22 protein-coding genes are annotated in these 19,950 nt (G+C 33.5%); 3 read left to right on the forward strand and 19 right to left on the reverse strand.

Annotated features, from left to right (window positions below; all coding sequences use genetic code 11):
* Positions 1-117 precede the first annotated feature (117 nt).
* From SMGD1_RS05810 to SMGD1_RS05860, 11 genes are all read right to left on the reverse strand, one after another.
* A complete protein-coding gene (locus tag SMGD1_RS05810; protein WP_008335060.1) occupies positions 118-1,227 on the reverse strand; it encodes an MBL fold metallo-hydrolase in 1,110 nt (369 codons plus the stop codon).
* A gap of 8 nt (positions 1,228-1,235) precedes the next feature.
* The gene (soxZ, locus tag SMGD1_RS05815) at positions 1,236-1,535 is read right to left on the reverse strand and encodes a thiosulfate oxidation carrier complex protein SoxZ (RefSeq protein WP_008336790.1); all 300 of its coding nucleotides are present in this window, start codon (positions 1,533-1,535) and stop codon (positions 1,236-1,238) included.
* A gap of 56 nt (positions 1,536-1,591) precedes the next feature.
* Complete coding sequence (locus SMGD1_RS05820) at positions 1,592-2,053, reverse strand: thiosulfate oxidation carrier protein SoxY (RefSeq protein WP_008337011.1); 462 nt, start codon at positions 2,051-2,053, stop codon at positions 1,592-1,594.
* A 38-nt stretch (positions 2,054-2,091) separates the two neighbouring features.
* Entirely contained in the window at positions 2,092-3,327 is a 1,236-nt protein-coding gene (locus SMGD1_RS05825; RefSeq protein WP_008336018.1) for a c-type cytochrome, read from the reverse strand.
* Positions 3,308-4,606, reverse strand: a complete 1,299-nt coding sequence (gene soxC, locus SMGD1_RS05830) for a sulfite dehydrogenase (RefSeq protein ID WP_008335942.1) — start codon at positions 4,604-4,606, stop codon at positions 3,308-3,310. The genes SMGD1_RS05825 and soxC overlap by 20 nt, the downstream gene beginning before the upstream one ends.
* A 330-nt stretch (positions 4,607-4,936) precedes the next feature.
* Positions 4,937-5,419: a hypothetical protein gene (locus SMGD1_RS05835; RefSeq protein WP_008335967.1), complete on the reverse strand. Its 483-nt coding sequence runs from the start codon at positions 5,417-5,419 to the stop codon at positions 4,937-4,939.
* A gap of 98 nt (positions 5,420-5,517) precedes the next feature.
* Positions 5,518-7,005 carry an NAD(P)/FAD-dependent oxidoreductase gene (locus SMGD1_RS05840; protein ID WP_008335989.1) on the reverse strand — a complete coding sequence of 496 codons (1,488 nt, stop codon included), beginning with the start codon at positions 7,003-7,005 and terminating at the stop codon, positions 5,518-5,520.
* Positions 7,006-7,195: 190 nt separating this feature from the next.
* Complete coding sequence (locus tag SMGD1_RS05845) at positions 7,196-7,516, reverse strand: hypothetical protein (protein ID WP_008336329.1); 321 nt, start codon at positions 7,514-7,516, stop codon at positions 7,196-7,198.
* Between the two features lie 62 nt (positions 7,517-7,578).
* Positions 7,579-8,172: a DUF2231 domain-containing protein gene (locus SMGD1_RS05850; RefSeq protein ID WP_008335630.1), complete on the reverse strand. Its 594-nt coding sequence runs from the start codon at positions 8,170-8,172 to the stop codon at positions 7,579-7,581.
* Positions 8,173-8,284: 112 nt separating this feature from the next.
* Entirely contained in the window at positions 8,285-8,641 is a 357-nt protein-coding gene (locus tag SMGD1_RS05855; protein WP_008335277.1) for a tetratricopeptide repeat protein, read from the reverse strand.
* A 98-nt stretch (positions 8,642-8,739) separates the two neighbouring features.
* A complete protein-coding gene (locus SMGD1_RS05860; protein ID WP_008336554.1) occupies positions 8,740-9,099 on the reverse strand; it encodes a c-type cytochrome in 360 nt (119 codons plus the stop codon).
* A gap of 259 nt (positions 9,100-9,358) precedes the next feature.
* Here SMGD1_RS05860 and SMGD1_RS05865 point away from each other — a divergent pair, with 259 nt between their 5' ends.
* Positions 9,359-9,712 (forward strand): DUF6488 family protein, encoded by a 354-nt coding sequence (locus tag SMGD1_RS05865; protein ID WP_008335275.1) that lies wholly within the window; start codon positions 9,359-9,361, stop codon positions 9,710-9,712.
* Positions 9,713-9,793: 81 nt separating this feature from the next.
* Here SMGD1_RS05865 and SMGD1_RS05870 read toward each other — a convergent pair whose 3' ends face one another.
* Genes SMGD1_RS05870 through SMGD1_RS05895 form a run of 6 tightly spaced genes read right to left on the reverse strand, consistent with a single transcriptional unit; the run spans position 9,794 to position 13,913 of the window.
* A complete protein-coding gene (locus SMGD1_RS05870) occupies positions 9,794-10,207 on the reverse strand; it encodes a PAS domain-containing protein (protein ID WP_008336946.1) in 414 nt (137 codons plus the stop codon).
* A gap of 9 nt (positions 10,208-10,216) precedes the next feature.
* The gene (aroC, locus tag SMGD1_RS05875) at positions 10,217-11,290 is read right to left on the reverse strand and encodes a chorismate synthase (RefSeq protein WP_008335514.1); all 1,074 of its coding nucleotides are present in this window, start codon (positions 11,288-11,290) and stop codon (positions 10,217-10,219) included.
* Entirely contained in the window at positions 11,291-11,971 is a 681-nt protein-coding gene (gene rnc, locus SMGD1_RS05880) for a ribonuclease III (RefSeq protein WP_008340893.1), read from the reverse strand. It lies immediately after the preceding gene.
* A 21-nt stretch (positions 11,972-11,992) separates the two neighbouring features.
* Positions 11,993-12,421, reverse strand: a complete 429-nt coding sequence (gene rnhA / locus SMGD1_RS05885) for a ribonuclease HI (protein WP_008335404.1) — start codon at positions 12,419-12,421, stop codon at positions 11,993-11,995.
* Positions 12,396-13,442 carry a tetratricopeptide repeat protein gene (locus SMGD1_RS05890; protein ID WP_008335554.1) on the reverse strand — a complete coding sequence of 349 codons (1,047 nt, stop codon included), beginning with the start codon at positions 13,440-13,442 and terminating at the stop codon, positions 12,396-12,398. Before SMGD1_RS05890 ends, rnhA begins: the two co-directional genes overlap by 26 nt.
* Positions 13,443-13,445: 3 nt before the next feature.
* Complete coding sequence (locus SMGD1_RS05895; protein WP_008336424.1) at positions 13,446-13,913, reverse strand: hypothetical protein; 468 nt, start codon at positions 13,911-13,913, stop codon at positions 13,446-13,448.
* A gap of 95 nt (positions 13,914-14,008) precedes the next feature.
* On the opposite strand from SMGD1_RS05895, the gene SMGD1_RS05900 reads away from it, so the two are divergent.
* Positions 14,009-14,716 carry a hypothetical protein gene (locus tag SMGD1_RS05900; RefSeq protein WP_008336571.1) on the forward strand — a complete coding sequence of 236 codons (708 nt, stop codon included), beginning with the start codon at positions 14,009-14,011 and terminating at the stop codon, positions 14,714-14,716.
* Positions 14,713-15,231: a cyclic nucleotide-binding domain-containing protein gene (locus SMGD1_RS05905; protein WP_008335459.1), complete on the forward strand. Its 519-nt coding sequence runs from the start codon at positions 14,713-14,715 to the stop codon at positions 15,229-15,231. The genes SMGD1_RS05900 and SMGD1_RS05905 overlap by 4 nt, the downstream gene beginning before the upstream one ends.
* On the opposite strand, the gene SMGD1_RS05910 is transcribed toward SMGD1_RS05905, so the two are convergent.
* Both SMGD1_RS05910 and SMGD1_RS05915 read right to left on the reverse strand, forming a co-directional pair.
* Entirely contained in the window at positions 15,221-16,285 is a 1,065-nt protein-coding gene (locus tag SMGD1_RS05910) for a YeiH family protein (RefSeq protein ID WP_008335763.1), read from the reverse strand. The genes SMGD1_RS05905 and SMGD1_RS05910 overlap by 11 nt on opposite strands.
* A gap of 51 nt (positions 16,286-16,336) precedes the next feature.
* Entirely contained in the window at positions 16,337-19,921 is a 3,585-nt protein-coding gene (locus tag SMGD1_RS05915; RefSeq protein ID WP_008340897.1) for a DUF748 domain-containing protein, read from the reverse strand.
* Between the last annotated feature and the right edge of the window lie 29 nt (positions 19,922-19,950).

Here is a 19,950-nt window from a genome sequence, read left to right on the forward strand (position 1 = left end):
AAATAAAAAAAATTTGATTTTGCTTGTAACTTTTTGGCTTATGCAAAAAAATCAACATATATTTATGTGATTTTTTTGCTTCGCTGAAAAAAGAGTTTTAATAATCTTTATTTTAGATTATTCTTTTTCTTCTTCTTCTTCTTTTTCATCTTCTTCATCACCTTCATACATCTCTAGCTCTTCATAAGATCTAAAAACATTACCTGGGCTTAAAAGATAATACAACTCTTTATTTCTAAACTCTTCAAGAGTTACATGTTTTGTAATAAAGTCAGGATGAATCTCTTCCTCAATACCTTCAAGAACTCTATCTTTTAAAAGAGTAAAGTATTGTATAGATTCATCATCAGCAGTCTTATCTGTAATAAAACCATGCCCTGGAACTAAGTGGTTCCAATCTCTAGCTTTAATAGCTTTAAGTGCATTTAACTGACCTACAACAATACCATCACGATTTGAGGTTACCCTTCCATTCATTACAACATCAGCAACAAGAACAACTTTATCTTCTGGAAGATATAAGAACCAATCCTCTTCAGAGTGTGCATAACCAACTTTTACATACTCCATCTTAATACCATGAAGTGTAAACTCAGTTGTCTTATCAAAAGATTCATCAACTGCAGCTAGCTTAGTGCCTCTTATTGCATTTTGGTAAAGGGCTCTAATCATTCTCGTTTGAGGTGGTACATCTCTAGTATTTTCATTTGGTTTGCCAGTATGCTCATCATAACCAAGATAGTTAACATTAACAGACTTTGGACCATATACAATAGCGCCCTGTGTCTCTTTATAGTAATTATTACCTAACCAGTGATCATCATGCTCATGACTTACAATAACTGTCTTAACAGGAAGATCAGCAATTTTTTTCATAGCTGCATGAGCTTGTTTAGCAAATATGTAAGATGGACCACTATCCCATGCTATCCAACTATCTTTACCTTTAATATAACAACTGTTTGACATATCACCGGCATTTTCTTTAGTTGGCATTTCCATAGCACCGAAGAAACACCATACTCTATCACTAACTTGTACCGGCTTTAAGTTATAGTCCCACTCTTTATTAGTACCAGTACGTGGTTCAACCCACTCATAAACTATAAAGTTATCATCTGCGTCAAGCTTATGCGGATCAGTGATTGTTACACTTTTATTAAAAATAAATGGCATAGAGATAACGAATGCCACTATTGATAATAAAATAATTATTTTAATTTTCATAAGTATCCTTATTTAATTTTTTCACTGCCCGTTTCGGTCTTTTCATTGTTGTCGATTGTAGTGAAAGTGATTTCATCACCTGATTTTCCATTAAACTTAAACTTCACAAGTGGATTTTCAGACATAAAACCACTAGTTGATACTTCAAATACTACTGCATCATTAACTTTAGCAACGATATATTTGATATATTCCGGCTTAATACCTTTCTTAATTGATTCTTCTTTATCAGCCATTAAACTTGTGAACATTGCTTTTACTTTTACAACGCCGCCTTTTTCTTTTGCTTTGATTTTCATTTTTGCCATTTTATTACCTTTTTTATTTATTTTTTATTTATAACTTATGCGGTGAAGGGATTAAATCAACCTCCACAGCCACCAATAGATACATCGATCTCTTTAGAAGCAGTATATAAAGTACCTGTTCCTCTCTCTTTACCAACTATTGTAACAACAGCAGTCTGTCTCATTTTGATTCTGAAATCATACTCTATGATTGCACCTTTAGGTACAGAGAATACACAAGATAGACATCTTGGGTTTGCATCTTGAAAAAGTGCTATCGACTCTAGGTCTAAAGATGATGTAACAGTAATTGGAATTGATCCACCGTTTTCAGCTAATTTTGGAGCTTTAAATTTTAATTTATCACTTTTCTTTAATCCAGCATTACCGTAAAGTGCTTTGATTCCATCAACTGTTTTTTCTACTTCCCATGCTTTTGGCATAGTAGCTCTGAAGTCCACTGCTCTTAAGTCTGTACCTGGTGCAACGATTGCAGCAAAAGCTGCAAGACCTACGCCTAAAAATTTTCTTCTATCCATTTTGTTTTCCTTTAATTTAAAATTTAACTAGATTTACTCTAGTGCTCTCTACTTGAATCTATCATAAAATCAACTATTTCTTTAACATCTGATGGTAATAAATCTTCATTTCCACCTTTTGGAGGCATTCCGCCTACACCGTTAATAGAGTTACGAAGAACTTGTTCAAAACCTTTTTCTCTTACTTTGTTCCATGCATTTATGTCTCCGACAGCTGGAGCACCCATATTGTCAGTTGCATGGCAAAGCTTACAAGACTGATTGTACATCTTTTCAGCTTTAGATATTGTTTTATCTTCTACTTCTGGTGGTAAGTCTCTTACTGTTGTGTAAGGTGGTACAACATCTGACATTTCATATTTGATTTTCTCAATACCTGCTTCTGTTTTACCGTCTTTGCCACCAGGATCTTTACAGTCTGTCATACATCTAGTACCAGCACCAATATTTTTAGCACGATCAGCAAAAAATGCTCTTACGTCTTCTGGACCTGTAGGACCATCTATATTTGGATAAAAACCATTATTATTTGGAAGAACTACTTTTGCAAGTTTTTCTGCATCTAAAACATAATCATCACCCATCTTTTCGCCATCAATTTTTATGCCATTTTGAGCTAGTATGTAAGCTGTAATTGCATAAGTCTCATCTGCACTTAAGCTTTTAGGAGTTGCATACGGCATAGCATCTCTTATATATGTGAAAAGTGTAGTAGCTTTTGGCCAATAAGTACCGACAGTTCTTTTTGGTGCATCTGTTTTTCCATAAACTCTCTGATTTTTAAGAGTTATAAGAATTCCGTTTTCATCTTTATCTTGATTTCCACCAGTTAGTTGAGGATACCCTTTACCACCAGCTCCAAAATCACCATGACATGAAGCACATTGCGCTTCATAGAGCTCATCACCTTGCTCTACAGAACCTTCACCTTCAGGTAAGCCTGTACCATCTGGTAGTGCATCAACATCCCATGCTTTAATCTCATTAGCTGTTGCTGGTCTACCAAAGCCAACACCTTTAGTGCTTTGCTGATTATAAGCGTATGCTGTTTCTACACCATTTGCTCTAATATAAGTAACACCACCATCAATTGCGGTCTTATTTTTGATTGCATAGTGTCCAACCGTGCTAGGAGCACTTACTGTAGCTACTGTTTTTACAGCAGCTTTTTCATTCGCACTAGACGATGAAGGCAGACATCCAGTAAGCAGAAGAGCTGAACTAGCAAATACCGATGCTCCTATTAATATTGATTTACGATCTAATTTGAACATTTGTAACTTCTCCTTTAGCATCAACAGCCCATGTGTGAATAGCGTTTCTATGGTAAACACCCTCTACACCAACTACGGCCTTCTCTTGATTAACTGTAGGCTGAACATTATCAGAGTCATCATAAGAACGACTTTGAAGTAATAATGGCTTACCTTCATATTTATACATGTAAGAGAATCTCGTCCAAGCTTTTGGAAGAACCAAACCTTTAAGAGAAGCCTCTATCCAGTTTTTACCACCGTCAAAACTAAGATCAACACCTCTAACAGTACCGTGTCCACTCCATGCTAAACCTTCTATTTCAACTAAATCGCCGACTTTAAGATCAGTCCATGGTTTTTCAGGACATGGTGAAGTAATAACCGAGTTCGTTTCAAGAGCGTAGAAATGCTGAATAGCTTTACCACTTGCAGTAAGTGCAGTATATTTAGAAGTCTCTTCTTTTGCATACCATGGTTTATCACCAAATTCTAATCTTTTTAACCACTTAACACAAAGGTTAGCTTCCCAGCCCGGAGCCATTAAACGTACAGGATAACCCTGCTCATCACGTAAAGCTTCACCATTTTGTGCATAAACTAGCATACAATCATCAAGAACTTTTTCAACAGGCAGTGTTCTACTCATCTCTGAACCATCACTACCTTCTGCAAGCATCCACTTAGCAGTTGGCTTAAGACCTAGGTCTTCAAGGATTACGCTTAAGCGAACACCTGTCCACTCTGAACAACTCATCATACCTCTAACAAACTGTAAAGAACCAAACTGTGGACCTTTCCACTCAGCAGCACCATTTGATGGACACTCCAAAAATAGAATTTTAGTTTCGCTTGGATATCTTTTAAGTTGCTCTAGAGTAAGAACTATAGGCTTTTCAACAAGACCGTGAATCATAAGTCTAAACTTATTTGGATCAATATGAGCTACACCGTTGTGAGTACGAGTAAAGTGTAAACCACTTGGAGTAATAATACCTTGTTGCTCATGTAATGGTGTCATAGAAATAGCAGCATGCATATCACCAGCTGATGACATTAATGCTGACGTTCTTCTAACAACGTTATGCTCATACTTTGACGGTAGTCCATAAGGATTATAGTTACACTCATCCCCTAAACTAGTTCCCCATTTAGTATGATGCATAATATTTGGATCATCTGCGAGTAGTGTACCTGGTGCTAAAATACTTGCAGCAGCAACAGCACTAACAGATGCTGTTCTTTTGAAGAATTCTCTTCTACTAACAGATGTTGATTCTTCTTTAAATGTTTTATCCACATCTTCTCCTTTGTAGTTTATTTATTGTTTTAATTATATTAATCTGTTAACCTTATCTGTATTTTTATCACAAAGTTGGCACAAAAATTAATTGTACCATTTTTACATAGTTAAGTGCTTTATAAAGGTCTAATAAGTCAAGAATTAAGCATATAAAAGATATTTGCATACATTATGTTACTAACAGAAACACCACTTTTAAAATTAAAATTTTACATATAATATTTTTAAATATGCCGTATTAGTAGTGCTTATATAGATAAAAAGGCCTTATTATTTAAACTGATTAAAACTAATGATTTTTTTGTGAGTTTAAATTTTTCTGCTATTTTACTTTTCTGATTCTTCTGAATTACTTTCATTAAGTTGTGAACCTACATCTTCAACAACATCTTCTTTTAGCTCAATTATTAATTCTTGTCTTTTAACCATTAGATTTTCTAAAATATTTTGACCGACTTCTTCTCTGTCTTGCCAATCTACTTCATGGTAAATATTGAAAAGTTTTTTGAAATAGTCGTAATGAGTATCACTGCTCGTAATTTTAAAAAAATAAAATCTTGTATAGTCTATATCATTTATGTGACGTATAGCTATCTTCTTACCAATACTATCTGGATACACTTCTTCTTTTATCCAGTTTGCAAAGTATTCTGATTCCTTAAACCAGTTATATAAGCTTAAATCTGAATCTTTTAAAATATTGAAAGTTAGTGTCTGCTCATCATCTAATTCAAATAGATGCTCTCTCTCATCTAGCTCAAATTTATCTAGAGCCTCATTATAGATAGTAAACTCAAATTTTAGTTGCATGTAAAAATCCTGAATAAAAAAAATATTTGTTGAAAAATTTCTTGTTGTGTGAAAGAATAGAAAAAAGGAGAGAAGGAGAATCTCCTTCTCTTGTTGACTTACGCTTTACCAGAAAGCATACCGTACATTGTCATTGGTTTAAGGGCATAAACTTTCATTAACCAGAACACCCATCTTTCTACTAATGGATCTAGTGGGAATGATGGTGTAGGTTTAACACTCCAGTCAAACTCAGCTAACATAACTGTACCAATATCTGTGATAAGTGGACAAACTGTATAACCAGCATATTTTGAAGGTAATTTTTTACCTTCCATTTTAGCTATTAAGTTATCTACAAGAACTTTATACTGCTTTCTTACAGATCCACCAGTTTTACCCATTGGTACTTGTGCAATATCGCCAATTGCAAATACATTCATAAATTTAACATGCTGAAGTGTTTCTTTGTTTACAGGAACAAAACCACCATCACCTATCTCAGATTCTGCAACTTCTCTTGGAGCTACTGCATCTGGAGTTATATGTAAAAAGTCATAAGGAACTCTTATTTTTTCATGCTTAGAGACAACCTCGAAATCTTTCATAATTGGATCAAAAGGCCCTTTTTCTTGCCACTTAGAATCAAAAATAGCTATTTTATTTTCTTTTTCAACACCTATTAGGTTAGTTCTATAGTGCCATTTAAAACCTTCTCTTTTAAACTGCTCATAGATAGCATCGTGGTATTCAGGTACACCAAACATTGCTCCACCATTTGGATAGAAAGTAAGTTCAGCATTATCTCTTGCACCAGCTTCTTTAAGTCTTGCGTTTGTAAGATACATAATTTTCTTTGGAGCACCACCACATTTAATTGGTGTACTTGGATGCGTGAAAAGAAATTGTACTTTTTTACCATCTTTAGCATTTTTAGCTTTCTCGATGTATTTTTGCATCTGCTCCCAAGTTTTAGTAGCACCTTCAGCTGTATAGATTGAACAAATACCAGTATCCTCACCTATGGCTTTATGAAGTTTTGAATTATCTCCAGTTGAATAAGCACGACCAGCATGCTCTAAACCTTCAAGTCTTTCAAAATCAAGTTGTAGACCAGTTGCTACAATTAAATAATCATAGTCAATAACTTGACCCTTTGCAGTAGTTACTTGATTGTTGTTTGGGTCAAAATCTATAACTTTATCTTCGATTATTTTTGTACCTTCTGGTACGAAATCATCTCTATTATATTTAATATCTTCAATATCCCAAATACCAGCAGCAACTAGTGTTTGACCAGGCTGATAAGATACTGATAGCTTATTAGGCTCAATAACAGTAATATCAGGGTTTTTAAGATTAAGAGTCAATCTTGCAGCTGTACTCATTCCTGCAAGTCCACCACCAACGATTACAATCTTAGCATCAACTCCTGATTTTTTAAGTGGTAATTGATCTTTTTCCATTGCTTCAAGATTACTACCGCCCATCATGAAACTTGCACCTGAGATACCAGCTAACTTCATAGCATCTCTTCTTGTCATTCCCTTTGAAGATAAATCTTTGTCCATCTCCGATAACATATTATTAATATATTTATAATCCATACTTATCCTTTTATACTTTTAACTTATAATTAACTGTACATTATCGTAAAATATTGAATTTAAGACTGTTAATTTATAAGAAAATACTAAATTGTGATAACTTTGTTACATTTATACACTAGAGTGTAGAATTGTAACAAAGTTTTATTTGTAATAAATCGCAATTAAAAACAACTTTAAATTTGATTTACTACGATACTACCTTATTGTTTAATAAGCCTAAAAGAACATAAACGTTCTTTTTTTCATCAATAAAAAATGGTATTGTGCAACCTTGATTTTCTATATCTTTTATGTTTTCATCATTAAAATAGATAGATTGTTTATACTTTTTAACCTTAGTTTGCATGTTAATGATTATAGTATCAAGATACAACTCAAAACTTTTTGCATCAGCTGCGTTTTCTTCTTCTAAAAGTTTTAAAATTTCTTTTAATTGATCTTTGTAAAGAGTTGAAGAGAGAATGTTCATACCTGGATAATAAGGTGAAAATTCAGCCTTATTATCCATATACTTTTCTAATTCTTTGTGTAGTTGTAATTTTATATTCTGCATGTTTTCAATGAGCTATATTACTCTTTATCCTTTGCTTGTACTTCAGAGTTTCCATAAATTTTATCTACTTTTTTAGACAATGAGTTGATTTCATCAATAGCGTCTTCATAATACTCTACTTTTTCATCAGACTCTTCAGTTTGTCCAGCGTTTACAGAAGCTTTTTTTAGTTTCTTTTCTATCATATAAGATTTAAAAGGCATACCGTAATTATAAACTAATTCTCCACCCATTTTACCTTGAAGAAAAGTTGTTGCTGTTACAGCAAGAAGTAAAACTACTGCGAGTGCTTCAAGCATAAAGTTTTTCAGTTTGCAACCAGCCATTTTTAAAAGAGCAATAATACCAATTGCTATAGCTAAATAAAGTCCGAGGGTTTTGTGTTCAACTAATTCTGCTTTGCCCTGCACACTTAAATAATCATAAATTTGCGGCCCTGCTTCATTTCCAGTATACCAAACTCCAATCATAGCAAGTGCTGCGAAAAGTGTTGTACGAGATGAAATTTTGGACATACCTTCAGTTTTTGTAAAAAGGTAGATAAGTCCGAAAACTGAAGCAACAATTGGTAAAACCATTGCAAAGTGAGCTGTAGCTGGATGTAACATCATAAGAAATCCTTATATTTTATTAAATTTGTCAAATTATAACATTCAATTCAAAAAGTTTATTTAAACATCTTTATTAGATTTAAATAGGTCTTTTTAACATTGTTTTGCATTATTAATGTCCTTTAGACTTCAACTTATGATATTGAACGCAAGAACGTTCACTACCTATGTTGCAACCCCTTCCAAATGATAACATTGCTTTTCTGTTACTTTTTTCAACACCTTCACCACCACGTAAAAATGTATAACCAAGGTAATAACAACCTCTAGATACCCTATTTTTACATGCTTTTTTAAAAAATATTTGAGATTTTTTAATATCTTTTTTTACACCTTCTCCATTATAATATAGCATACCTAACTCTATACAATATTGCATTTTTCCTTCATTACAGGATTGTTCAAACTTTTGATTAGCAATTAAGTTTGCACTTAAAAATATCGCTATTGATATAATAATCTTAATCATTTTATTCCCTAAATTTTATGTTTTTTGAAGAAGTCTGTAGAAAAGTGTTTATTCATGAAGGAATTGGAGTATATGCTGAAAGCTCAGCATATACTTGCTTATTTTATATTAGTACTAATATACTCAGCAAGAGCATCTATCTCTTCATAAGAAAGATCAACCAGTGTACTTTTCATTAATTGTCCATAACCATATTTGTTAACACTACCATATCTGTAGTCTTTTAACTCTTTTGCTAATTTAGCAGCATCTAATCCATTAATCGATGCATATACAACTCTTGTAGAACTATCCATTGTAGTTTGCTTCCCATCAGCTGCATGACATTGGATACAGTCTTGTTTATAAATTGCTTCACCGTTTGCTGGTAATAACACTCCTGATTTGTATGCTGGTGCACTATCTGCAGCTAATAAAGTAGCACTCGCTACCAATGCGCAAAGAATCATTTTTTTCATTTTTATCCCTTAAATTGTAAGATTTTTGTGATAATAATAACACACAAATCTTAAATAAGCAAAAAAGTCTCTTTCTCTCTAGCTATTTTGATATATAATGTTACTTTATAGCTTGCTCTTTTTATATATAATGTTAAGTGATGAAGCTTAAATAATTTCACACCAAACTTTGTTCAAGTATTTTTTATATAATGGTAGGTATAGTTTCAAATATCTTTTATTTAAAAATTGATATTTCTTTTAAATAGGCACTTAAATAATGACAAAATCAATTAAAACATCACTAATTTTATTGGCACTGACTTTTACTACTTTATATGCAAAGAATGGCTACGATTACTATTATTATGGCAACAATGGTACTACTTATAACAAACTCAACAAATCTTCAATTAGTAAAATAGCTAAAGAAGAAATTAAAAGATTAATTTTGGAAAACAAGATTTCAAAAAATTGGAGATCTATACCAATTTCAGAAATAAAGAAATCCAATTCTAATGACTGGGTAGTTACTTTTAACAATTTAAAAATTAGAAATAAATCAAAACAAAATCTTTATGTATTTGTAAATCTATATGGTCATATTCAAGGTGTCAACTACACAGGTCACTAAAAAAACTTCAACGGTAGAGAAAAATACTACCAAGATATTGTAGATAACATCTTACAAAATAGTAAGTTTAATCTCTAGTAGCTATTCGCTTGCTTTTAACTCTGCATACAAAGGTATACATGCCTCTATTTCTCCTCTGCTGGGAACTCTTCTAACTGATAGATATGTGACTCTACCATCTTTGTGAATTTTTCTAAGAGCAGTTGCATGTACCCAATAGTGCCCACCATCTTTTCTAAGATTCTTTACAATCCCAGTCCAAAACCCTTTTGATTGTATATCATCCCAAAGACCTTTAAACGCAATGCGCGGCATATCTGGATGTCTAACTATATTATGCGGTTCACCAATCAACTCATCTAACTTATAGTCAGCCATCTCACAAAAGAGATCGTTGGCATATACGATAAGACCTCTATCATCAGTTTCACTCAGTATATATTGATCAGACGAGAAAAACCACTCATCCGAATTTTCACTTTTAGTTACACTCATGACAATCCCTTATTTATAGTATTTGCTAACTCCACTCATAGTCGAACCCATATTTAAAAGCAGCATATCAGCGATGACCAATGCTGCCATTGCTTCACAGACTACCGTTCCCCTAATAGCCACACATGGGTCATGTCTGCCTTTAAGAGAAAAATCTACTTCTTCATTTGTTGTTGTAACAGTATGTTGTTCTTTAAAAATAGATGGTGTCGGTTTGAAATATACATTCATAACTATATCTTCACCGTTAGAGATTCCGCCAAGGATTCCACCTGAGTGATTTGACTCAAAACCATTTGCTCTGATTTCATCATTATTATCTGAACCAAGTGTTGCAGCACTGAGAATACCATCACCAATCTCAACTGCTTTAACAGCATTTAGACCCATCATAGCATCTGCAAGTACACCATCAAGCTTATAATAAAGCGGCTGACCTAAACCTATTGGAGCACCTTTGATTACAACTCTTGATACACCACCAACAGAATCATGATCATTTTTGGCCTTAAGTATAGCCTCTTTCTGCTCTTCTTCTTTATCTGCATCAAGTGCATAGATAATACTGCTTTTTGCTTTAGCATAATCAAAAGTTTCAGCTTTAATGCCTGCTACTTCGCTAATACCGCTTAAAACTTCAATATCTAACTCTTTGAGCATTAACTTCGCAACCGCGCCTGCTGCGACTCTAGCCGCAGTCTCTCTTGCAGAAGATCTTCCACCACCTCTATAATCTCTGATTCCATACTTATGAAAGTAAGTAAAGTCAGCATGACCTGGGCGAAATACATCTTTGATGTTTGTATAATCTTTTGATTTTTGATTTGTATTATAGATAATCATAGCTATAGGGGTACCTGTACTCTTACCTTCAAATACACCACTTAGTATCTCTACTTCATCTGCTTCTTTTCTTGCTGTCTCAAACTCACTTTTACCTGGTTTCCTGCGATCAAGTTCACTTTGAATGTATGCTTCATCAATATCTAAACCCGCTGGAACTCCATCAAGCAAACACCCAATAGCTTTTCCATGTGATTCACCAAAAGTGCTATATCTTAACTTCATGCCAAAACTATTCACTTATTTCTCCTTCTTTAGCAGTTCAACTGCTTGCTTTGCAGACTCTTGTTGAGCTATTTTTTTACTTTTTCCAGATGCTCTGGCATACTCTTTATCTTCAATAAAAACTGCTACTTCAAACTCTTTTTTATGATCAGGTCCTCTACTAGACATAACCTTATACTCTGGTGTTATTCCAAACCTAGCTTGTGTAAGTTCTTGAAGTGTTGTCTTAAAATCACGGAAGAGAGAATCTAAAGATATTTCTTTATGATTTTTTTCTATCAAACCAATAGCTATACTCCCTGCCCTTGAAAGACCGGCTTCAAGGTAGATTGCTCCGATAACAGCTTCAAAAGCGTTTGAGAGAAGAGATGATTTTTCCCTTCCTCCATTGTTTTGCTCCGCATTTGACAAAAAGATATATTCACCAAGATTCAATGATCTTGCTAGTTTATCAAAGCCTGTTTCATTAACTAGTGACGCTCTAATCTTTGAGAGGTTTCCCTCATCTGATTTTTTAAACTTAGTGAAGAGATATTCCCCTACAATAAGATCTAAAACAGCGTCACCTAAAAATTCTAATCGCTCATTATCGTAGGGCTGTTTATAACTTTTATGCGTCAGCGCTTCGATAATGAGCTGTTTATCTTTGAACGTATACCCTAAAGTATTTTCTAAAATCTCAATATTCGTACTCATTTCCTCTCCTATTATTAAATCTCATAGTGAAGCTTTTATTTTTTCTGCTTCATCTCTTGCGAGCTTATCACATCTCTCATTTTCTTCATGTCCGTCATGACCTCTAACCCAAATAGCATTTATCTTATGTCCTTGTGATACTTCGATGTAGTCTCTCCAAAGATCAGGGTTTTTAACCTTTTTAAAATCTTTTTTAATCCAGTTAGCCAGCCACTCATTAATCCCTTTTACAACATAAGATGAGTCTGAGATTATATCAACCTCACACTTCTCACTCAAAGCTCTTAATCCCTCTATCACACCTAAGAGTTCCATCCTATTGTTTGTTGTATGAACTTCTGAGCCTACTATCTCCCTCTCTTTATCATCATACCTAAGAATCACCCCGTAACCACCTGGTCCAGGGTTTCCTAAAGCACTTCCATCACTGAAAAGAGTTATTTTCTTCACTAAAATCCCTATGGTAATTTTTACTCAAACTCATCTCTACTCGTGATGTATCAATAGCGTGACAACTACTACATCGGTTAAAGGCAAAAGGGTAAACTACTTTACAGTTGCTACAGATATACTCAAAACTAAGAGTCGCATTTACATTTTTGTTCAAATTAATCAAAACATCTAGCTCAAAAATAGAACTATTTTCTGCCATATTCACATCGCCACGAGCAGTATAAAGTTCCCTTAAATAGCCATTTTGCGTAATTATATCTAAATTCAAATCTTTTTTATCTACCTGCCATAGGATGTCTGTGAGTAACTCACTTTTTGAACTGTCAAAATTTTCCCATGCCAAAGTGGGGTTGGTTCGAAAGAGATATTCAAATACCATATAAGTAAGTTGATGATGATTTTTATAAGTCTCAATTAACCTCTGAACCTTTTCATCTATAGAAATGTCTTGATCATTTAAAAGAGCTAATATCTTTAAATATGCGCGGTCACTCTTTATGTCTTTATGTAATTCATCTAGCGGCTCTAATACATCCAGAGCTAAACCATATTCTCTCATGTGTTCATATACTAAAAGTAGGTAGTGTAGAGCCTGAGGTGTTCTTGGATTGTTTTGAAGTATTTTTAAAAATATCTCTTTTGCACGTTCAAGAAAACCGGCTTTAAAGTAAGTTCGGCCAAGCAGAAAAAGTGTATCTCTATAGTTTTCTTTACTACCAACTTTTAAAAGTTCATTATATATCTCTATGCTCTTTTCAAAATCACCATTTTTAAAGTATGAGTGAGCTAAGAGTAACCATGACTTCTCAGATAGCTCACCCTTTGTGATAAGAACTTTTAATTCACTCTTTGATGGCAAAGAACGGAATTGTCTAAGGAATCTATCCAGATGCCTATGGTCTTCTTTTGTTCTAAATCTTGCCAGCCAGTAAGAGAAAAAAGCAATTATAAAAACTAGTACAAAAAATATAATTATTCCAAAAAGTGGATCTCTAAATTCTATAAAAAAAGTATTCATCAACTACTCGTAAACTATAATGCCATAGTCATTTTTTAGATTGTAAAATGTAGAGTTTGCACTAAATTCCAAGTCTTTTATCTTACCTAGTTGCACGATAGAGTTTTTATTTACTTTGATTCCAAACTCTGTAAAAAATTTCTTGATATTTACAAACTTAACATCTTCTACGAACTTGTATTCAAACTCTTTATAGAGTCTCATCTTCTCATATGAAAAAATATGTTCATTTACATGTAGTCTGTCAGATGCATACTTGATAGGCAGGTAGCCAGAGAGATCTGTTAGTATGTTTTCTACATACTCGTGCTTAGAAGGTAGGGTGTTTTTTTGAATAAAAACATACTTGTTATTAAGCTTTATATTCGGGGTATCTTTCCAGTATTTATACGCAGGATTCGATACACCAAGTTTTGAAGAAACTTCTCTCCAGAGCCAAAAAGAGTTGAGTGTATTTGGTAAATGCGACATCTTTTTAGCTCCATTATCGAGGGTTTTCTTTATTATATAGTTTTTTCATAAAGAGTTTTATTAAAGGATGGAGTTTTAATGATATAATAATTTTTATGGATTTAACAATTATCGAAGATGAAATTTATAAGTTTAATAGAGTTTTTTTTGCTGAAGTCTCAGAGGCTGCTGAGAGATGCTTGAACTTCATTGAACAAAACAACCTGCATATACCAAAAGAGAACTACACAATAGTTGGTGATTTTCTCAACACAACTCTCAGAAACTTTAGAGTTTTAGATTCAACATTTATGAGTTCAACTCTGAAAAAATTGAATGCAGATGTAAAATACTTAAAAACTCTCTATGATGAGACCATAGAAGAAACTCACAATGTAAAAGAGATATTTGAATCAGAATTTATTGCTTCATCTCCATCTTTTTCTCATTTTGCCAGAGAGGTTTTAAAAGCTCAAAGCATACGCAATCCAACTGATGAACAGAGAAAAGAGAGAAAAAAACTCTCTGCGATGCTACTAGAGTTAAAAGATATATACTATTCAACTTTCGAAGAGATTTTTAACGATGATAAAAAGTATTTCTTAGAATCTTTAATGCTATCTCTAAACTCAAAAACATACTATCTTGATAGACTTCTTTGGAAAGAGGCTACAGCGTCTATTGTTATAACAAAGCACTTTCAAGTGCTTAAAATTAAAAACAAACTAAACACTAGAGACTATCTTCTCTACACAACAGGTCTAATGCGACCATACACAAAAGAGTACCAATACCTGCAATCTTGCCTAAGGATTTATAAATGAGTGGAACTTCTAATTACCTAGTTGAGGATGTAGAAAAGTTTCTACAAATAAATAGAGAAGCCCAGAGTGATGAACAGAGCAGAAGTTTAAAAAAACTTCTTAGTGTTCAAGATAAAATATCTATCTTTAGAAGTATTGACCCAGATGAACTAAAAGCAATTGTCTACAACCTAAAATTTGTAAAGTTTAAATTTAAAGACTATGTTGTAGAGCAAAATGACACAAATGAAGAGATATTCTTTATCATTGATGGTGAGTGTCAAGTTTTTCATAACAAAAAAAAGGTTGGTACACTAAGAGCTGGAGAAATTTTTGGTGAAGCTGGGGCCATATTTAAATCTAACAGAAATGCGAGCGTTGTCTGTGCATCCGAAGAAGCTACACTTCTATCTTTTTGTATTGATGAAAACAACATGGAGTTTTGTGCACCAGCTCTAGCCATACTTTACAAGAACTTAGCATCTGAGATAAATGCTAAGCTTGAAGAGATAAATTTTGAGTTTATTAAAAAATAGCCGTTACAACTTTAGTAATAACAAAACCACCTATAACTAACCAAACGAACATTGCACCTGCTGTATAAAGCGGTGCCAAACCTAGACCTTTAAACTTTGAAAAGATAGTTCCCATACCAAGAGCAGTCATTGCCATTGTTAAAAGAAAAGTGTCTATTTCGTTTATAACATCTACTATATTTTGAGGGACAAGCTGTAGTGAGTTAAATCCTGCCATACCTATAAAATAAACCGCAAACCATGGAATCACAAGTTTGACCGGACCTGTAGAATCACCACTTTTTTTAGCTTGCATCGAAAGATAAATCCCTAAAGCTATAAGCATAGGAGCTATCATAATAACTCTTGTCATCTTGACAATAACAGCCGAATTTGCCATCTCAGCAGGAGCGCCTACGACAGATGCAGGAACTGCAACAACTTGAGCAACTTCATGAATCGTTCCACCTACATATATACCAAACTCTTGAGGTGTCATATGCAAAAAACCTGTTGCAGGTTCAATTATTGAAGCATAAAGAACTGGATATAAAAACATTGAGATAGTACCAAAAAGTACAACCATAGAAACAGCTATTGCAGTTTTATGACCTTCTGCTTTTAAAACTGGTTCAGTTGCCAAAACCGCTGCAGCACCACATACAGCAGCACCGCTTGCAGTAAGCATTGCTGTGTCTTTTTCCATCTTAAATATTTTATACCCTAAGTATGAACCTAGAATAAATGTCGTACTAAGCATGATTAGTGAAACCATAAATCCACTCATGCCTACATCTGCAATCTGTTGGAATGTTATACGAAACCCATAAAAGACTATGGCAAAACGAAGTATCTTTTTACCTGAAAATGTTATACCTGTACTCCACTCACTTGGAACATTATTATGAAGTGTATTTGCATAAAAAATACCCATCACAATACCAATAACAAGTGGTGAAATTCCTAATGATTTTACGGCGGATATGTCTGCAATCATAGTTGCTGCTGCTGCAAAAATAGCAACAAATATGATTCCAGAGATAGTGCCTTTTCTGTTTTGCTCCGAAAATGCCATCTACACCCTTAATTTTTAATTTAAAAATGAAATTATATCAAAAAACTATCACTATTTTACCTCTACCTTCATCTTCGTTCTAACCCAACTCTCTTTTTGCTCTTCAACAATCTGAGCTGTTTTTATACTCACTTTATTAGCATCAATACCTCTTTGATTAACAAGATACTCTTTCAATAGTTCTGCCCTATTATTAGCTAAATCCTGAAGCTCTTGTGGTGTTACGACTTGCATCTGTGTAGTTTCTTTAATCAGAGCATTTTGATATGCTCTCTCCAGTGCATCACCCTTGTACGTTTTCTTTAGAGCTTTTTCTATATCACTGACTTTTTTCTTAGGGGCCATCTCTTCATAGATATTCTCAAGCAGATCTATATTCATAGAGTTTTGCTGCTCTTTTTTATTTTTAACTCCACTCTTTTTCATAACAATTACAATAAGTTTTTGCTGTTTAAGTATCCATGTATCTTGAACTTCATCATATTGAGGAACTATATTTAGAGATATCTTTGGTCTTTTTAGCATTAGTTTAGCTATGTTATCAAGTTTCTCTTTCTCAGGTGGCAGGATTGCCACAAGCCCTGGTTCAAACTCTACAAATTCCAACTCTTCACCTTCAAGTCCCATCATAGAACCTAAGAACTTAAACGGAGATGCTACAGCTTTTATTATCAGGTTTCCAAAAGTTTTCCATACTAGTGCACCATATTTAAAATCAGGAGCGTCTACATTGCCCTCTACCGGCATGTTGATATCTATAACACCATCACTATCTTCTAACAGGGCAATAGCAAAACCTAAAGGCAGAGATGTTATATTTTCATCTTCTATTTCATCTCCGAGCTCTATATTTTTAACAATAATAGAGTTCTTACCTAACATCTGCGAATCAAGTATCTCGTAACCAAGATCTAAAAACAGTTTTCCGCTGTCTATCTTGTAACCTGCAAAGTTTGCACTATATCCGCTGAATGAGTTTAATTCCAGATTTCTAAAGTTAAAACTTAGATCGGTATAGAGCTTAGGGTTTGAGCTATCAACCGAGCCTAATAGTTTTGTAGAACCATACTTGTCTATCTCACCTACAATATCTACATAACTAACTTCACCAGCTTGACTTGATATAGAATAAACAACACCGTTTAAATCATGTATATCAGTTCTAAACTGTAGAGGAAGGGATAAATCAGCGAATTTTGCACTACCAGAAGCAACATTTAGCTTCATGATTTTAAATGGAAATTTTGTAGCATTGGTATCTTCACTTTGTGCTACTTTTGTTGCATTGGCATCACTTTGCACTTTTGGTGCTTTTGAGAGTGTTGCAAAGTTCATAGTCTTAGTTTCATCTATCAGGGCATTAACATAGAAACCATTGATATCAAGCTCATTTACAAAAGCTCTGTCTGGTGACATCGAATAATCAAATGATTTAAGAGCCATGTTATTAAAAGATAGAAGTGTTGAATTATCTCTAGAATCATTTAAAAAGAACTCATTTATATCCAGTCTTCCATTTACTTTAAGGTCAGCTGTTTCAGTGCTTTTTGCATATTCTACTTTTGTTTTTAAATCAACATAGCCATCATTTAGTTTCAAATATAGATCTTTTTCAATATATGGACTAAACTCTTTTAAAGATATCTTCTTCAGATCAAATGTACCTGTTTGTCTAAGAGGCGTATGTCTGAGTTTACCTTTTGCTTTTGCATATCCCTTAGAGTTAAGTCTTGCCGAGAGACTATAGTTTAACCAAGTTTTCTTTTCTGAGTCGATATTGTAAGCATTGAAGTTTATTCTGTCTAGCTTAGTATTTAGAGTCGGTTTTAGAGTCTTATCACTGAAACTAACTCGTGCAGATTGTAATGCGAAGTGCTTTAACTTCACTCTATACTCAGATTCATCTTTAGTTTTTGATTTTTTACTTGTAGCTACTTTAGTTGTTTTAGCTTTTTTTGCAACTATTAAGTTATCAACATTTAGCTTACCGTCTTTATACAGCCCAGTTCTAATATTTAAACTCTTAAGTGTTGTATTTTCAATATTTACAGCTTTTGCCTTAGTATCTAGACTTAAGTTATTCACACCAAAATCTGCAAAGTCTACAAGTCTCTCTCCTGTACTTCTTTTATTTATAGCAAACTTACTAAGATTAAGATTTGCATCGCTTACACTTACTTGCGTCTCATCTTCTAACGCTAACACACTAACTTTAGCATCAAAACCGACTGTCGCTCGTTGTAGTTTTACATCATAAACACTTAGTGCATCTTGTGCGGCTTCATCTATGTATGGACGAAATCTAACTATATCAAAATCACTACACTTTGTGTAAGAATTAACATCCAATACTTTATGTTTAACATCCCCGCTAGAGTTACAGATGAACTTCTCATTAAGTCTTAAGTTCATCTCATAAGAGAAAGTTTCCTCTCCTGCTAAAGTTACATTTTTTAGATATAGATTTAACTCATCGAGCTTCGTTGTTACGTTTGGTATTACACCGCTATCGGCAAAATCAACTTTGATTTTCTCTAAAGCAATATCATCAATAACTACATTCCAAGGTTTGCTCACTTGCTTAGTTTCAACCTCTGCTTCAGCAGTAGCATTATTTTCAGCAAAATTAGTTTTAATATACTTTAGCCAATCTATCTCTTTTTCTTTATTTCTCTCTACTTTAACATATAGAGAATCAAGAGCGATCTTTTTTATATGAACATCTTGAAGCATTGGTTTAACACTAACATCACTAACTAAAAAATGTTCTAGATTTAAAACATCTTTATATTTACTTTTTGGTTTTATTCTTAGTTTATCAATAGATGCACTTATGTTATCTATAGTTGTCGCTTCAAGGTTATCTAAATCAAAATAGTACTGTGCAGAAAATGCTATCTTACCATCAGCTACTTCAAGGTTTAATGCGTCTTGCATATATTTCCATTGAGTGTAGAGCTTACTTGCTTCAAAGTCTACGCTACCTCTGACTTTAAATGGTTTAAACCCAATTATTTCACTTTTAAGATCAAAGAATCCGCCATCACCTAGAGCAGTGTGAAACCTCATACTTGCATCACTTGAATTAAAATCTTTTGTGTCTATATCTCTTAACTCAAATCCTATTCTGCCAAACGAGAACTCAAATGGAGTCTTGTGTGTGTAATCTTCATAGTTGATTTTTCCATTTATTATTGCAACATTATCGAGAAGGATTCTTGGCATCTCAAATTCTGAGGTGCTCTCTTGCTTAGCCTCTTCCTCTTTAGCTTTGAGTATAGATGCTAGATTTATTGATTTATCTTTTTTGTAAATCAGAGAGATATTTGGCTCTTCAAGTGCAATCTTTTTTATATGTATTGATGCGTTAAAAAGTGAATGAGGCTCTAAATTTATTAGTATTGATTTTAGCGAGACTAGATGCAAATCATTTGTATCTGTGAGTTTTATCTCATTTATCTTAAGACTAAAAATAAAAGGATTAAAAAAGACACTATCAAGTGAAAGCTTGGCGTTTGTCTCTTTTTGAACTATCTCAACAAGTTGTGATTTTAAGACTAGAGGAAGAACTATAAAACCTAATATTGCATAGGCAGAGAGTAAATAGATTACTATCTTTTGAATTTTTTTAAACATAAGAGACTCCAAAAAGTTATCTTCTTAGA

Source organism: Sulfurimonas gotlandica GD1, assembly GCF_000242915.1.
Taxonomy (GTDB): Bacteria; Campylobacterota; Campylobacteria; order Campylobacterales; family Sulfurimonadaceae; genus Sulfurimonas; species Sulfurimonas gotlandica.

Bases quoted from the DNA above. Each gene is read 5' to 3' on its own strand.
- SMGD1_RS05810 (WP_008335060.1), bottom strand. From the start codon at position 1,227: ATGAAAATTAAAATAATTATTTTATTATCAATAGTGGCATTCGTTATC.
- soxZ (WP_008336790.1), bottom strand. From the start codon at position 1,535: ATGGCAAAAATGAAAATCAAAGCAAAAGAAAAAGGCGGCGTTGTAAAA.
- SMGD1_RS05820 (WP_008337011.1), bottom strand. From the start codon at position 2,053: ATGGATAGAAGAAAATTTTTAGGCGTAGGTCTTGCAGCTTTTGCTGCA.
- SMGD1_RS05825 (WP_008336018.1), bottom strand. From the start codon at position 3,327: ATGTTCAAATTAGATCGTAAATCAATATTAATAGGAGCATCGGTATTT.
- SMGD1_RS05835 (WP_008335967.1), bottom strand. From the start codon at position 5,419: ATGCAACTAAAATTTGAGTTTACTATCTATAATGAGGCTCTAGATAAA.
- SMGD1_RS05840 (WP_008335989.1), bottom strand. From the start codon at position 7,005: ATGGATTATAAATATATTAATAATATGTTATCGGAGATGGACAAAGAT.
- SMGD1_RS05845 (WP_008336329.1), bottom strand. From the start codon at position 7,516: ATGGATAATAAGGCTGAATTTTCACCTTATTATCCAGGTATGAACATT.
- SMGD1_RS05850 (WP_008335630.1), bottom strand. From the start codon at position 8,172: ATGATGTTACATCCAGCTACAGCTCACTTTGCAATGGTTTTACCAATT.
- SMGD1_RS05855 (WP_008335277.1), bottom strand. From the start codon at position 8,641: ATGATTAAGATTATTATATCAATAGCGATATTTTTAAGTGCAAACTTA.
- SMGD1_RS05860 (WP_008336554.1), bottom strand. From the start codon at position 9,099: ATGAAAAAAATGATTCTTTGCGCATTGGTAGCGAGTGCTACTTTATTA.
- SMGD1_RS05865 (WP_008335275.1), top strand. From the start codon at position 9,359: ATGACAAAATCAATTAAAACATCACTAATTTTATTGGCACTGACTTTT.
- SMGD1_RS05870 (WP_008336946.1), bottom strand. From the start codon at position 10,207: ATGAGTGTAACTAAAAGTGAAAATTCGGATGAGTGGTTTTTCTCGTCT.
- rnc (WP_008340893.1), bottom strand. From the start codon at position 11,971: ATGAGTACGAATATTGAGATTTTAGAAAATACTTTAGGGTATACGTTC.
- SMGD1_RS05890 (WP_008335554.1), bottom strand. From the start codon at position 13,442: ATGAATACTTTTTTTATAGAATTTAGAGATCCACTTTTTGGAATAATT.
- SMGD1_RS05895 (WP_008336424.1), bottom strand. From the start codon at position 13,913: ATGTCGCATTTACCAAATACACTCAACTCTTTTTGGCTCTGGAGAGAA.
- SMGD1_RS05900 (WP_008336571.1), top strand. From the start codon at position 14,009: ATGGATTTAACAATTATCGAAGATGAAATTTATAAGTTTAATAGAGTT.
- SMGD1_RS05905 (WP_008335459.1), top strand. From the start codon at position 14,713: ATGAGTGGAACTTCTAATTACCTAGTTGAGGATGTAGAAAAGTTTCTA.
- SMGD1_RS05910 (WP_008335763.1), bottom strand. From the start codon at position 16,285: ATGGCATTTTCGGAGCAAAACAGAAAAGGCACTATCTCTGGAATCATA.
- SMGD1_RS05915 (WP_008340897.1), bottom strand. From the start codon at position 19,921: ATGTTTAAAAAAATTCAAAAGATAGTAATCTATTTACTCTCTGCCTAT.